This window comes from Hoyosella sp. YIM 151337 (assembly GCF_026041215.1).
Classification (GTDB): Bacteria; Actinomycetota; Actinomycetes; order Mycobacteriales; family Mycobacteriaceae; genus Hoyosella.
The window spans coordinates 75641-89007 of sequence record NZ_JAPEIQ010000039.1 but is presented as its reverse complement, the minus strand read 5'-3'; the positions used below and the strand labels follow the sequence as shown (position 1 = coordinate 89007).

The following is a 13367-nucleotide window of genomic DNA, read 5'->3' as shown; positions in this document are numbered from 1 at the left end:
TGTGGGTCATTGGTGTTCCTCCTCGGATTTCGGTGGAGCGCTCGCCAGAGTTCCCGGGGTTCTTGGTGTCTCCCGGGTGTGCTTGGTCCTGCCGCGGCTCTGGCCGGGCGGGGTCAGCCGAATCGGCCACTGATGTAGTCCTCGGTGCGCTTGTTCGTCGTCTTGGTGAAGATATGTTCGGTGTCAGCGAACTCGACGAGCTCACCTGGTCGGCGATCGGCGTCGCCTTCCTCCACACTGAAAAAGGCCGTCTTGTCGGAGACGCGCGCGGCCTGCTGCATGTTGTGCGTCACGATGACGATGGTGAGAGTCCCAGCGAGTTCCCGGATCAAGTCTTCGATCTTGAGCGTCGCAATGGGATCCAGTGCCGAGCATGGCTCGTCCATGAGCAGCACTTCGGGTTCGACGGCGATAGCGCGGGCTATGCACAGACGCTGCTGCTGTCCGCCGGAGATTGCGGTGCCACTGTCCTTCAGCTTCTTGTACACCTCATCCCACAGTCCTGCGCGACGCAGCGACTGCTCGACGAGATCGTCCATATTGCCCCTGTAGCCGTTGAGGCGGGGACCGAACGCAACATTGTCGTAGATCGACATCTGGAAAGGGTTCGGCCGCTGGAATACCATTCCGATGCGGCGGCGCACCTCCGCGGCGTCGATATCGTCGTCGTAGATGTTTTCACCGTTGAACGCGATGGTGCCACCGACTGAGGTGCCGGGGATGAGGTCGTTCATGCGGTTGAGGCAGCGCAGCAGCGTCGACTTGCCGCAACCGGACGGCCCGATCAGCGCGGTGACCTGGTTGCGCGGAATGTCGAAAGTCACATTCCGCAGTGCCAGGAAGTTCCCGTAGGTGACGGAGCCGTCTTTGATCTGAAAGACCGGATCAGCCACGACACTGGTCCCAGCTGCTGGTTCCGTGAGATGTGCAGTCACGTCGTCATCCCTTCCGCTTGTTCGCACGGGCACCGATGATGCGCGCCGCGATGACCATGATGAGAACGAGGCCGAAAAGGCTGAGCGCGCCGCCGAACGCCCGCTCAATTCCAGGTTCGAACGCTTGGCGGGCGCCATCGTAGATCTGCAGCGGCACCGCGCCCTGGGGGTCTCCCTGCAATGTGGTGACAACCCACGAAGCGCCGAGCGCAGTAAGGATCAGCGGTGCTGTTTCACCGATTCCGCGTGCGATCGCCAGCATGACGCCCGTCGTGATACCAGGTGCCGCGGCAGGCAGTACGGTCCGGAGGATGGTCTGCGACTTCCCGGCCCCCAGGCCGAAGCTGGCGTTGCGCCACTCGTCGGGAACGAGCTTCAGCATCTCTTCGGCGGCCCGCGTGACGATGGGGAGCATGATGATCGCGATCGCTACAGCAGCGACGAATGTACCGAATCCCCACGTCACCCAGCCTGACACCAGCAGGCCGTAGACGAAGAGGCCCACGAAGATCGACGGAATACCTGTCATCACGTCCGTGAAGAAACGGATGACGAGCGCGAAACGACCGGTTCCGTACTCGACCAGGTAGATCGCGGTTGCGATACCCAGGGGAACCGCCATGGCGATCGCAAGCACCATGATGTAGAGGGTGCCGAAGAACCCTGCCGCGTACCCGCCGCCCTCGCGCCGGTAAGGCGGCTCATTCTGGGTGAAAAAGTCCCAGCCGATAACACCGTAACCGCGGTAGGCAACGTATCCGACAATCAGGAAAAGCGGCACCATCGCAACGATCATCGCTGCGGTCAGCAAACCTGTATTGAGCGAGTTCATCTTCGTGCGGCGCGGGGCGTTCCCCTGCCGGGCGCGCAGACTGCGGTGTCCGGTCGGCGTCGTGCGAGTTGCTAGCTGGGTGCTCATACTGCCGAATCTCCCGTCATGCGTCCCAGGCGCCACACCAGAAGACGCGCGAAAACGTTGATTGCCATGGTGACGACGAACAGAGCCACACCGATCGCCATGAGCCCGCGCACTGTTTCCGGTGAGGCATCCTGGAAGGTGTTGGCGATGTGGGCCGCCATCGTGTTGCCGGGCTGGGCGAGACTCGTGCTGATCGTCTGGGCACCTCCGACAAGGAAGAGCACCGCGACGGTCTCACCAAGCGCCCGCCCGAGGCCGAGCATCGTGCCACCGACGATGCCGGAGAAACTTGACGGCACGATCACCTTCCGCATGACCTCGAATCGGGTGGCCCCCAATCCATAGGCCGCGTACTGCTGATCGATCGAGTTGACGGCAAACACTTCCCGGAAGATGGCAGTCATGATGGGGAGGATCATGATCGCGAGGATGATCCCGGCGCTGAGGTAGCTAGTGCCGTACACCGGTCCTTCAAAGAGAAAGAACCAGCCGAATGCGCGCTCAAGCGGCTCCAGAACATAAGGCCGCAGAACATTTGGCATCAGCCAGAAAAAGCCCCACATACCGAAAATGATGCTCGGCACCGCAGCGAGCATTTCGACGGTGTACGACAGCGGGTTACGCAGCCGCGCGGGGGCGAGCTGAGTCAGGTAGAGAGCAACGCCGAGGGCGAGCGGCAGCGCGATGATGATTCCGATCACCGAGGTGATGATCGTGCCGTAGATGAATGGCCACGCGCCGTAGGTACCCGTGATTTCGTTACGCGAGTACCCGGCTTGCCATTCGGTTCCGAAGAGGAATCCGAAGAACCCTTCGTGCGCGAGGACCGGCCAGGCTTCCTGGACGGTGCGGATCACCATGAGCGCAAGGACGATGAGAACGGTGGTGCCTGCGATGGTAACGAGCCAGCGGAACATGGGATCCGCGAAGCGTGAGGAACTCCGATTCTTCAGATCGGGTCCGCTTTGTGGCGAGAGAACTGACATTCGATGGTGCTCCAGTATTGCGTCGGGATATGGAGGGCTGCGGATGCGGTCGATGCAGTCCAGCGCGGCCGGGTGTGTCACCCAGCCGCGCCGGCGCTACTGAATCCGCGTGCTCGTCACGTCGATCAGTTCTGGGAGTTGATTCGCTCGACCTGAGCCTGGACGCGCTCCTTCAGGGAGTCACCCATTGGGGCGTAGCCGAGTTCGAGCGCAAGCTCATCGGCAGCGTCGTCGGTCAGAACCCAGTTCCAGAACGACTTCAGCATCTCTGCGGTGTTGTCGTCATAGCCGCACTCGTAGACGAAGATCCAGTTCGTGCCGGTGATCGGGTAACCGTCACCGCCGATGTTGTCGATGTCGAACTGGAAGGTGTCCGGGATGTCAGCGAGTTCAGACGCCGCGGTGGTCGCCTCGAGCGTCGGCGCGATGGCTTCACCGTCTTCGTTTACGACGTGCGCCGTGGCCATCCCGGTTTCGATGGCGTACGCCTGGTTGACGTAGCCGAGCGCGCCACGGTTCTGCTGCACCTGTGCGGCGACACCCTCGTTACCCTGGCCGCCGACAGTGCCGGATGCCCACTGGATCTCGGTGCCTTCGCCGTACTTGTCGGCCCACTCGTCGTTCTCGGTGCTGAGGTAGTGGCTGAAAACGTACGTGGTGCCGGATCCGTCAGAACGGTGAACGGGGATGATCGGCTGGTCAGGCAGATCCATGTCCGGGTTCAGTTCCTGGAGCTCAGGATCGTTGAAATTCGTGATCTGGCGGTCGTAGATCTTCGCGATCGCGTCGGAGGTCAGCACCATGCCGTCGAGCGCAGGATCATTGAAGGCGATAACCACCGAGCCGAAGATGACGGGGAACTGTACACCTTCGCAGCCGCGGGTCGTGGCGGCCTCATCGAGGTCCTCATCCGACAGGTAACGCTCGGAGGAACCGAAGTCGACGGTGCCGCGGATGAACTGTTCGATACCGCCGCCAGAGCCAATGCTCTGGTAGTTGATCCGGACTCCGGGCTCGACTGAGCCGTACTCTGCTGCCCATTCCTGGAACACAGGGTTAGGGAACGTGGCGCCCGCGCCGGTCAGGTTACCCCTGAGCGAGCCACCGGTGTCCTCCCCTGCTGCGTCTCCATTGCCGTTATCACTGCCACACGCGGCAGCGAAGGCGACGACTGGCAGCGTCGCGCCCACGGCAACCAGGGAACGCCATTTACGCATAGTGATCTCCTTCGGAGTTTCGACTTGGCAGAGCGACACTGTCTGCCAACCACGTCGAAACGTAACCGTGGAGAGTGAACAAAATATGCGCCAAAGCGAACGGAAGGTGAACAACCGGGGCGGGTTGCGTGAATATGTTCGCTTTACGCGTACTCATGGTCCGCTGCGCGCCCGGTGTCACGCAGGCCCGGGGCAGCGCCGACGCCGCGGCGCGACTGGCCCCACGCCCTCAACGTGACCTAAAAGCCCAGTTTGCCAAGCTGTTTCGGGTCCCGCTGCCAATCTTTTGCGACCTTCACGTGCATGTCGAGAAACACCTTCGTGCCGAAGATTTTCTCGAGTTGCTGGCGCGCCTGCGTGCCCACGTCACGAAGCCTGGCACCGCCTTTTCCGATCACAATTGCCTTTTGCGACGGACGCTCCACATAGAGATTTGCGAAGATTGTCAGAACTGGCTCACCACGGCGATTCTTACTGTCGTTCACCTCTTCGATAACAACCGCTAGCGAATGCGGGAGTTCGTCACGTACCCCTTCGAGCGCGGCTTCCCGGATCAATTCCGCCATGAGGACGGTTTCCGGCTCGTCGGTAAGTTCGCCGTCCGGATAGTACGCGGGGCCTTCGGGCATCAGCGAGCGCAGCAGCGTGACGACGCGATCAAGGTTCTCGCCAGACTCAGCTGACACCGGGATAACCTCATGCTCCGGTCCTAGCAACTGAGACAATGCGACAAGTTGCTCCGCGACAGCGCTTTTCGAAACCTTGTCTATCTTCGTCACGATCCCGAACAGCGTCGTCTTCGGCGCCACAGCGCGGATCTGCTCATGAATCCAGCGATCACCCGGTCCGATCTTCTCGTCCGCCGGAATGCAGATGCCCACTGCATCAACCTCGGCGTACGTGTCGCGAACCAAATCATTCAGCCGTTGGCCAAGTAAGGTGCGCGGCCGGTGCAAACCAGGCGTGTCGACAAGGATGATCTGCGCATCGTCACGGTGAATGATCCCGCGGATCGTGTGCCGCGTTGTCTGCGGACGCGACGACGTGATCGCAACCTTCGCACCCACAAGCGCGTTGGTGAGTGTTGACTTCCCCGTATTAGGGCGGCCTACCAGGCACACGAAGCCTGACCTGAAGCCATCAGAGTCTACTTCAGGGCCTGCTACGGAACGGCCCTCCTTCTCACTCACCACGCGTCTCCTTGCCTCCCAGCTGGCCTTTATCCGTTAGCACCCTATCTCGGGACTCGTCAGCCTCATCGTCGCTCAGCTGCGTCACGAGAATTGTGTGAACGCGCACACGTCCGCGAGTGTCTTCGCCGCCCTCAGCGACCAGATGCAGACCCTCGATGTCGACCTCGGTACCCGGCAGGGGCACCCGCCCAACGACGTGGGCGATGAGGCCGCCCACTGTTTCTACTTCATCGTCCTCAATGCGCTTGCGGAACAGGTCCCCGAGATCTTCGATCGGAAGCCTGGCCGATACCCGGTACACGCCATCACCGAGTGCCTCCACTGGGGCCTGCTCATTGACGTCGTATTCGTCAGCGATCTCCCCCACGATCTCTTCGAGAATGTCCTCGATCGTCACGATCCCTGCGATGCCCCCGTACTCATCGACGAGCACCACCATGTGATTCCGGTCGCGCTGCATCTCCCGCAGCAAACTATCCAGCGGTTTCGTATCGGGCACGAATACGGCTGGGCGCATCAGATCACGCACCGTAACGCTCCGGCCGCCATCAACCGCCGTGTACGTCTGCCGGACAAGGTCCTTTAGGAAAATCACGCCGCGGATGTCGTCAATGTTCTCGCCGATGACGGGGATCCGGGAGTGCCCGCTGCGCACTGCGAGGGTCGTCGCCTGTCCGGCGTTCTTGTCTTCTTCGATCCACACCATTTCCGTGCGGGGCACCATCACCTCACGCGCGATCGTGTCACCGAGCTCAAACACAGACTGGATCATGCGGTGCTCATCAGCAGCGACGACACCACGCTCTTGCGCGAGGTCGACAAGTTCGCGCAACTCGATCTCTGACGCGAACGGGCCATTCCGGAATCCTTTACCGGGCGTCACAGCATTACCTAGCAAGATCATCAGGCGCATGAGTGGGCCAAGCAGTGACCCCAGAAGCCGCAGCGGCACTGACGCCGCGATGGCGATCGCGTACGCGTGCTGACGGCCAAGTGTGCGGGGCCCCACGCCGATGAGCACGAAACTGACAACCACCATCACGCCGGCACAAATCGCGAGAGCCCCGATCTTGTCGAAATGATCGAGAAGGAACGCGGCGAGAAGGACCGTTGCGGCGATTTCGCACGCCACGCGGAGCAAGACGGTGAGGTTCACGAACTGCGGCCGGTTATGCACGATCCGCATCAAGCCCTGCGCACCCGTTTGCCCAGACTGGACGAGTTCCTCAATGCGCGCGAGGGACAGGGTGTTGAGAGCAGCGTCAATCGCGGCGAACGCACCACCGAAGAGAATCAGAAGAAGGACGCCACTAAGGAGCAGCACATCCGTAGTCACTGGCGGCGCCTACCGAGACTCGTCGGGATCGTTGAGCAACCCCACTTTGCCGAGCAGCCGACGGTCTCGCTCCACCTGTGCGGCTTTGCGCGCTTCGGCCCGGCGCGTCTCGAACCAGTCCTCAAGCAGACCGTTCTGCAGCTCGAACATTTCCTTCTCTTCGTCTGGTTCCGCATGATCGTAGCCAAGCAAGTGGAGAACACCGTGGATCGTGAGCAGCGTGAGTTCCCGCTCCACCGAATGACCGGCTTGTTTCGCTTGCTGCGCGGCGAACTGGGGACAGATCACAATGTCGCCGAGCATTGCAGGCCCTGGCGCGGACGCGTCTGGACGCCCGCCCGGCGTCATCTCGTCCATCGGGAACGACATGACGTCGGTGGGCCCGGGCAGGTCCATCCAGTGTTCATGCAGTTCCGACATCGCCTCGAGGTCGACGAATACCATCGATAACTCAGCAGCTGGATGCACGTCGAGACGATCCAGCACGTAACGTGCGACCGCAGTGAGTTCCGTGGCGGGGACTTCCGCCCCACTCTCGTTGTTTACCTCAATGCTCACCGCGCGCGTTCACCTTCCGTCGTGAAATAGTCCGGGCGGACGGCCAGCGTCCATGCGAGTGTTCTCACCGTCGCGGAAAGCGCTGATCGCCTGAACGCCGCTGCGCTCTGTTCTTGAAACGCATCGCATCCTGTGTCTGGCCTTCTTCCTCGAACCGCTCGTAAGCGTCGACGATATCCGACACCAGGCGGTGCCGCACCACGTCCCCGCTCGTCAGCCGAACCTGGCGGATACCGTCGATGTCCGCCAGGATCTCACTCGCTATATGCAGGCCAGAACTGGTTCCCGACGGCAGATCCACCTGCGTGACGTCGCCGGTTACGACGATTTTCGAGCCGAACCCCAAGCGGGTGAGAAACATCTTCATCTGCTCGCGGGTGGTGTTCTGAGCTTCGTCGAGGATGATGAACGCATCATTGAGCGTCCGGCCACGCATATACGCAAGAGGCGCGACCTCGATGACCCCAGCTTGCATGAGCTTCGGAATAGCTTCGGGGTCGATCATGTCGTGCAAGGCATCGTAGAGCGGGCGCAGGTACGGATCGATCTTCTCGTTCAGCGTGCCGGGCAGGAAGCCGAGACGCTCCCCCGCTTCCACCGCAGGCCGGGTGAGGATGATGCGGTTGATCTGTTTGGCCTGCAGCGCCTGCACAGCCTTGGCCATCGCTAGGTACGTTTTGCCAGTACCGGCAGGCCCGATACCGAAGACGATTGTGGACGCGTCGATGGCATCGACGTAGGTCTTCTGGTTGAGCGTTTTCGGCCGGATCGTCTTGCCGCGCCGAGAAATGATGTCCAGGCTCAAGACCTCTGCCGGTGATGTCACTGAACCTTCCTGCAGCATCGCGATCGATCGTTCGACCACATCCGGCGTGAGGTGCTGGTCGCGCCGTGCGATCGTGAGGAGTTCCGCAAGCACGCGCTCCGCGAGGGCGACGTCTGACGCCAGGCCGGTGAGTGTCACTTCGTTGCCGCGAACATGGATATCCGCGTTTAGGAGCCTTTCGAGCAGCCGCAGATTCTGGTCAGCCGAACCAAGAAGCGGAAGGACAGACTGCGGCGGCAGCTGCACAGTGGATCGAACCGAGCGTTCTACGGGGCGAACCTGTTCCTCGGCTGCCGGGCCAGTCGGTGACGGCGCGGCGGGGTCGGTTCCGCCGGTGTTGTTCTGTGGCGTCACGAGTGAAGTTAGACCTGCTTTCTCTGCGCTATCAGCTGCCGTGACGGGCCGCTGTTGTTGTTTCAGTTTATGACGCGCAACGCGATTCGTCGCCTCAGTATTTCTGCTGCCACGGTGATACCCCATTTACCGCGGGATACGCGCTTTCTTCAGGAACATGCGATTTCTCCACGGGTGCAACCGTGGAGAAATCACATGAGCAGGGAGAACTCTTTGCTTGCTACGCCGTTAGGTGAGCTGGCACGTGAGTGACAGACTCAATGTCCGTCGCGGTCTGCTCAATCAGCTGGTGCGACAGATCCGCCAAGGCGCGTGCCGCAGCCAGTTCATCTCCGATGAGCGGCACATCCCTGTCATCCGGGTTCTTGCGTGCAAGCCCGGTGGCGACAAGCTTCCGCGAGCCGTCGTCAGCATGCAGTCGCGCTTCAGCCCGGGTCTGGCCGTCACGCTCATCGATCACAATGTCTACTGACCAGTGCTTGTCCTGCATCACTACTCCTTCCGCCGTAAATCCAGGTTCGTCCCGTTTGCTGCGGATGTCCAGAGCAGAAGGTGATCAATATCTCATTGGCGGGGAATCCCAGCGCGAGGTCAGCACTCCGAGCGCACCAAGCGTCACTGCCGCGGCGGTTGATGTGCGCAGAACAGTCGGCCCAAGACGCACGGGAACAGCCCCAGCAGCGGTGAAGATCTCCGTTTCGCTTGGGCTTACGCCCCCTTCAGGCCCGACGACCAGAAGCACCTCCGGGGTGTCTGCCGCTGCCGTGGTGTTGGAGGCCGCGGCGCCTTGATCGAAGGCAGCCGCGAGCGGCAGCGTCGCATCTTCGTGCAGGATAATTGGGATACCGCCCGCGTTGGCACAGACTCGAATCGCCGCGGCGACGTCACGAGTTACAGCCAGCTCCGAAACCTCCGGGATGAACGGCCGCCGCGACTGCTTCGCCGCACTCACCGCGACGCGCTGCCACCGTGCCGCGTTCTTGGCCGCCTTCGGCCCCTGCCACCGCGACACACAGCGCGCCGCCTCCCAGGGAATAATGCGGTCGGCCCCGGCTTCTGTCATCAGTTCGACTGCCAGCTCGGCACGGTCCGATTTTGGCAGCCCCTGGACCACGGTGACGCGCGGCGACGAGGCCGGCAGCGTGTCGAGCCGGTGGATTCGGACCGAGACTGTGCCCTTCGCAACGGTCTCAGCTTCGCCCCATCCCACCCGGCCCTTGCCGTCAGCAAGCACGATATTCTCGCCCGGCCTGACGCGGCGCACATCGGCGGCGTGGTGACCCTCAGGCCCGTCGAGAACCACCCGGGTGCCAGCCGCCTGCGGCAGTGGATCGAGATAGAAGACCGTTGCGGCCACGCTCAGCGCCCGCTCACGAAGTCCCGGAGCTTGGAGAAAATCTTGCTGCCGTGGTGCGAGGCGCTGGTCACGACTTCAGCTGTGTCACGTCCGCGGGAACTCCGGAACTTCTTGAGAAGATCGGCCTGCTTGCCGTCGAGCCTGGTCGGAACGACCACTTCGAGATGGGCGTACAAATCACCCCGAGTGCCCGACCGCAGCTTCGGCATCCCCTGTCCGGCCACCGTTGCGACCGCGCTCGGCTGAGTCCCCGGCTCGACAGTGAGTTCGATCGGGCCGTCGATGAGGCTCTCGACGGTGACGGTGGTGCCGAGGGCCGCGTCCACCATCGGGATCTTGACGGTGCAGTGCAGCGCGTCGCCGTCACGAACGAAGATGTCGTGCGGCTGCTCGACAACCTCGACGTACAGGTCGCCAGCGGGACCGCCGCCGGGCCCGACCTCACCCTGGCTAGCGAGCCGCACCCGCATACCGTTCGCGACACCGGCCGGGATCCGCACGGCGATATCGCGGCGCGCGCGCACCCGGCCCTCACCACTGCATTTGCGGCAGGGGTCGGGAATGATCTGGCCGAACCCGTTACAGGTGGGACATTGCCGGGTCGTCATGACCTGGCCCAGGAAGCTGCGCTGCACTGACTGGATTTCGCCAGCCCCGCGGCAGGTGTCACATTGCACGGGTTGCGAATCGCCGTTTGCCCCCGAGCCCTGGCAGGCGTCACACAGTATCGCCGTATCAACTGTGACGTCCTTGGTCACGCCGCGCGCGCAATCCTCGAGATCCAGCCGGACCTTGATGAGCGCGTCAGCACCGGGCTGCACCCGGCTGCGCGGGCCGCGTGTGCCCATTCCAGAGCCACCGAAGAACGCTTCGAAGACGTCTCCGAGCCCCCCGAAGCCTTGCGCACCGAAACCAGGCCCGGCACCACCGCCCGGGCCGTCCATCGGGTCGCCGCCCATGTCCACGATCTTGCGCTTCTGCGGGTCGCTCAGGACCTCGTACGCAGTCGTCGCTTCTTTGAACCGATCCTGGGCCGTCGGGTCCGGGTTCACATCCGGGTGGAACTCGCGGGCGAGCTTCCGGTAGGCGCGTTTAATCTCCTGATCAGTCGCGGTCTTCGAAACCCCGAGCGTCCCGTAGTAGTCACGTGCCACGTTAGTGTTCTGTCCTATTCCTCACCATGCGGATCACACACGATCCGAAGAATGTCACCCAGAAATGTCATGTTTGGGCGCGGGTCACCATCATTGAACGGTACTCCTTGCCGGCACCGGGAGGGGAATCGCCCTGTCACATGCTCGTCAACGCCGCCAGACGGACCGGTGCTATCGCGCGGAAAGCACCTCCCCTACATAGCGCGCTACAGCGGATACCGCTGCGATAGCCCACGGGTAATCCATCCGGGTGGGGCCCAGTACGCCGACTCCGCCGAACGACAAGCCAGCGGTGCCGTAGCCCGTTGACACGACGGATGTGGCCCTGATCTGCTCGTCTTCGAGTTCCTCACCGATCCGCACCGTCACCATGCCTGGTTTCTGCGCGGCAGCGAGCAGTTTGAGCACCACCACCTGCTCTTCGAGTGCCTCGAGCACTTGCAGCATCGCGTCAGGACTACCGCCAAAGTCAGCCGCGTTGGCTGTCAGATTTGACGTGCCGCCCAGCACGAGCCGATCTTCGCTGCGCTCCACTAGTGTCTCGACAAGCACCGTCGCGGAGCGAACCACCGGATCGCGCAACTCATGCTGCACCTGATTGGCAAGTTCCACGACCGCTACCGACGCGGCCGACAGATGCTTCCCTTCGAGCGCTGCACCCAGCAGCGAACGTAACCGGCTGACCTGTTCATCATTGATGACGTCACCGAGTTCGACTATTCGCTGGTCGACCCGGCCGGTATCCATGATCACGACGAGCAATAACCGCGCCGGGTTAAGCGGCACAACCTCAATGTGGCGAACCTTCGACGATGTCAGCGTCGGGTACTGCAGGACCGCCACCTGCCGCGTGAGCTGCGCGAGCAGGCGGACCGCTCGCCTGAGCACGTCGTCGAGGTCAACACCGCCTTCGAGGAATTCCATGATCGCGCGGCGTTCACCCGACGAGAGCGGCTTGATTTCTGCGAGACGGTCGACGAACTGGCGGTACCCTTTGTCCGTCGGTACACGGCCGGACGAGGTGTGCGGCTGCCGGATGTAGCCTTCGGCCTCGAGGACCGCCATATCATTGCGGACAGTCGCGCTCGATACGCCGAGGTGGTGCCGGTCTACCAAAGCCTTCGAGCCCACCGGCTCATGCGTCGAAACGTAATCCGACACGATGGCTTGCAACACCGCGAAACGTCGGTCCTCCGTGCTCGGCATCGTTCACCACCCTCCAAACGTCCATGCCCCAATGCATGACTATTTTAGCCCGACGCGTGACCTGGGGTTCTGTGGCAACTCGGTGAAAATCACCACCTTGTTACCCGGCGTCCCCGGCAGTCACGATCGCGCGTACGACACCATCGGCGAGGAGCCGGCCACGGTCGGTCAGGAGCATCCGGCCCGCGCGGATCGTCACGAGTCCATCATCGGCGCATCGCTGGGCCGCCGCCCGCTCCGGCGCGGAGAGCCTGGCCAACTCGAGGCCGCCGCGCATCCTCGTTGTGAGCATCACGTATTCAAGGTGCCGTTCAGCAGCGGTGAGCGTCTCCGCACCGCTGATCGGCAGCCGCCCCTCACCCAACTCCGCTGCGTAACGGGCTGGGTGCTTCACGTTCCACCACCGCACGCCCCCGACGTGACTGTGAGCGCCTGGCCCCGCTCCCCACCAATTGGATTCGTCCCAATAACCGATATTGTGCCGGCACACGGACTCCGGGCCCTGCGCCCAGTTCGACACCTCGTACCAGGAGAAACCTGCCGCGCTGAGACGCGAGTCGATGCGCTCGTAACGGGCTGCGAGCACATCGTCGTCGGGCGCGGGCAGCTCCCCGCGCTTGATCCTTCGCGCGAGAGCCGTGCCGTCCTCCACGATCAGCGCGTACGCGGACACGTGGTCGGCACCAGCCGTCAGGACCGCGTCGAGCGAGGCATCGAGGTCGGCGTCGCGCTCCCCGGGCGTTCCGTAAATCAAATCAAGGTTGATGTGCCTAAAACCCGCATTGCGCGCCTCGCGTGCCGCTGCGATGGCGCGCCCTGGGGTGTGGGTCCGGTCAAGTGCGGAAAGGACATGCGACGCTGCTGACTGCATCCCGAGCGAGACACGCGTGTAGCCCGCCGCGCGAATGTCGTCGAAGAACTGCGGTGACGTCGATTCCGGGTTCGCTTCGCTGGTGACTTCAGCGTCCGGCTGTAATCCGAAGGTGCTGCGGATGGTGGCCAGCACCTCCGCCAGCACTCCCGCCCCAAGGAGCGACGGGGTTCCGCCGCCCACGAAGACCGTGTCCGCGGGCCGCGCGCGGCTCCCGATCATCGTGGCGGCGAGATCGAGTTCACGCTGGAGCGCGTCCAGCCAGGACTGCGGTGAGGCTGCGGTGCCGAGTTCACCTGCCGTGTAGGTGTTGAAGTCACAGTATCCGCAGCGCGTTGCGCAGAACGGCACGTGGACGTATACGCCAAACTTCGTGTCCGGTGCCGCGCGCAGGGCGGCCTCGAAGGCAGCTTCCGGCAGGACGGACGGGTGCGCGGTGACGGTCATAACAGCTT

Annotated in this window: 13 protein-coding genes; all 13 read right to left on the bottom strand. The window is 62.7% G+C overall.

The features are described 5' to 3' along the window. Nucleotides 1-113: 113 nt before the first annotated feature. Complete coding sequence (pstB, locus tag ONR57_RS18565) at nucleotides 114-935, bottom strand: phosphate ABC transporter ATP-binding protein PstB (protein WP_374116486.1); 822 nt, start codon at nucleotides 933-935, stop codon at nucleotides 114-116. 4 nt (nucleotides 936-939) lie between these two features. Next, nucleotides 940-1854 (bottom strand): phosphate ABC transporter permease PstA, encoded by a 915-nt coding sequence (pstA, locus tag ONR57_RS18560; RefSeq protein WP_265125011.1) that lies wholly within the window; start codon nucleotides 1852-1854, stop codon nucleotides 940-942. Next, on the bottom strand, nucleotides 1851-2840 hold the full coding sequence (gene pstC, locus ONR57_RS18555; protein WP_265125010.1) for a phosphate ABC transporter permease subunit PstC: 990 nt from the start codon (nucleotides 2838-2840) through the stop codon (nucleotides 1851-1853). The genes pstA and pstC overlap by 4 nt, the downstream gene beginning before the upstream one ends. Before the next feature lie 125 nt (nucleotides 2841-2965). After that, nucleotides 2966-4057, bottom strand: coding sequence for a phosphate ABC transporter substrate-binding protein PstS (gene pstS / locus ONR57_RS18550; RefSeq protein WP_265125009.1), 1092 nt, complete (start codon nucleotides 4055-4057; stop codon nucleotides 2966-2968). A gap of 239 nt (nucleotides 4058-4296) precedes the next feature. Next, nucleotides 4297-5247, bottom strand: coding sequence for a GTPase Era (gene era, locus ONR57_RS18545; RefSeq protein ID WP_265125008.1), 951 nt, complete (start codon nucleotides 5245-5247; stop codon nucleotides 4297-4299). Next, nucleotides 5240-6586, bottom strand: coding sequence for a hemolysin family protein (locus ONR57_RS18540; protein WP_265125007.1), 1347 nt, complete (start codon nucleotides 6584-6586; stop codon nucleotides 5240-5242). Before ONR57_RS18540 ends, era begins: the two co-directional genes overlap by 8 nt. Before the next feature lie 9 nt (nucleotides 6587-6595). Continuing rightward, the gene (gene ybeY, locus ONR57_RS18535; RefSeq protein ID WP_265125006.1) at nucleotides 6596-7144 is read right to left on the bottom strand and encodes an rRNA maturation RNase YbeY; all 549 of its coding nucleotides are present in this window, start codon (nucleotides 7142-7144) and stop codon (nucleotides 6596-6598) included. 64 nt (nucleotides 7145-7208) lie between these two features. After that, a complete protein-coding gene (locus ONR57_RS18530) occupies nucleotides 7209-8216 on the bottom strand; it encodes a PhoH family protein (protein ID WP_265125496.1) in 1008 nt (335 codons plus the stop codon). A 328-nt stretch (nucleotides 8217-8544) separates the two neighbouring features. Continuing rightward, the gene (locus ONR57_RS18525) at nucleotides 8545-8814 is read right to left on the bottom strand and encodes a DUF1876 domain-containing protein (RefSeq protein ID WP_265125005.1); all 270 of its coding nucleotides are present in this window, start codon (nucleotides 8812-8814) and stop codon (nucleotides 8545-8547) included. 66 nt (nucleotides 8815-8880) lie between these two features. Continuing rightward, a complete protein-coding gene (locus ONR57_RS18520; RefSeq protein WP_265125004.1) occupies nucleotides 8881-9681 on the bottom strand; it encodes a 16S rRNA (uracil(1498)-N(3))-methyltransferase in 801 nt (266 codons plus the stop codon). A 2-nt stretch (nucleotides 9682-9683) separates the two neighbouring features. Then, the gene (dnaJ, locus tag ONR57_RS18515; protein WP_265125003.1) at nucleotides 9684-10835 is read right to left on the bottom strand and encodes a molecular chaperone DnaJ; all 1152 of its coding nucleotides are present in this window, start codon (nucleotides 10833-10835) and stop codon (nucleotides 9684-9686) included. Between the two features lie 171 nt (nucleotides 10836-11006). Further along, a complete protein-coding gene (gene hrcA / locus ONR57_RS18510; RefSeq protein WP_265125002.1) occupies nucleotides 11007-12041 on the bottom strand; it encodes a heat-inducible transcriptional repressor HrcA in 1035 nt (344 codons plus the stop codon). A gap of 100 nt (nucleotides 12042-12141) precedes the next feature. After that, on the bottom strand, nucleotides 12142-13359 hold the full coding sequence (hemW, locus tag ONR57_RS18505; RefSeq protein WP_265125001.1) for a radical SAM family heme chaperone HemW: 1218 nt from the start codon (nucleotides 13357-13359) through the stop codon (nucleotides 12142-12144). Between the last annotated feature and the right edge of the window lie 8 nt (nucleotides 13360-13367).

Coding starts and splice junctions, on each gene's coding strand:
- hemW (WP_265125001.1), bottom strand. CDS start 13,359: ATGACCGTCACCGCGCACCCGTCCGTCCTGCCGGAAGCTGCCTTCGAG.
- pstC (WP_265125010.1), bottom strand. CDS start 2,840: ATGTCAGTTCTCTCGCCACAAAGCGGACCCGATCTGAAGAATCGGAGT.
- hrcA (WP_265125002.1), bottom strand. CDS start 12,041: ATGCCGAGCACGGAGGACCGACGTTTCGCGGTGTTGCAAGCCATCGTG.
- pstS (WP_265125009.1), bottom strand. CDS start 4,057: ATGCGTAAATGGCGTTCCCTGGTTGCCGTGGGCGCGACGCTGCCAGTC.
- ONR57_RS18525 (WP_265125005.1), bottom strand. CDS start 8,814: ATGCAGGACAAGCACTGGTCAGTAGACATTGTGATCGATGAGCGTGAC.
- pstA (WP_265125011.1), bottom strand. CDS start 1,854: ATGAGCACCCAGCTAGCAACTCGCACGACGCCGACCGGACACCGCAGT.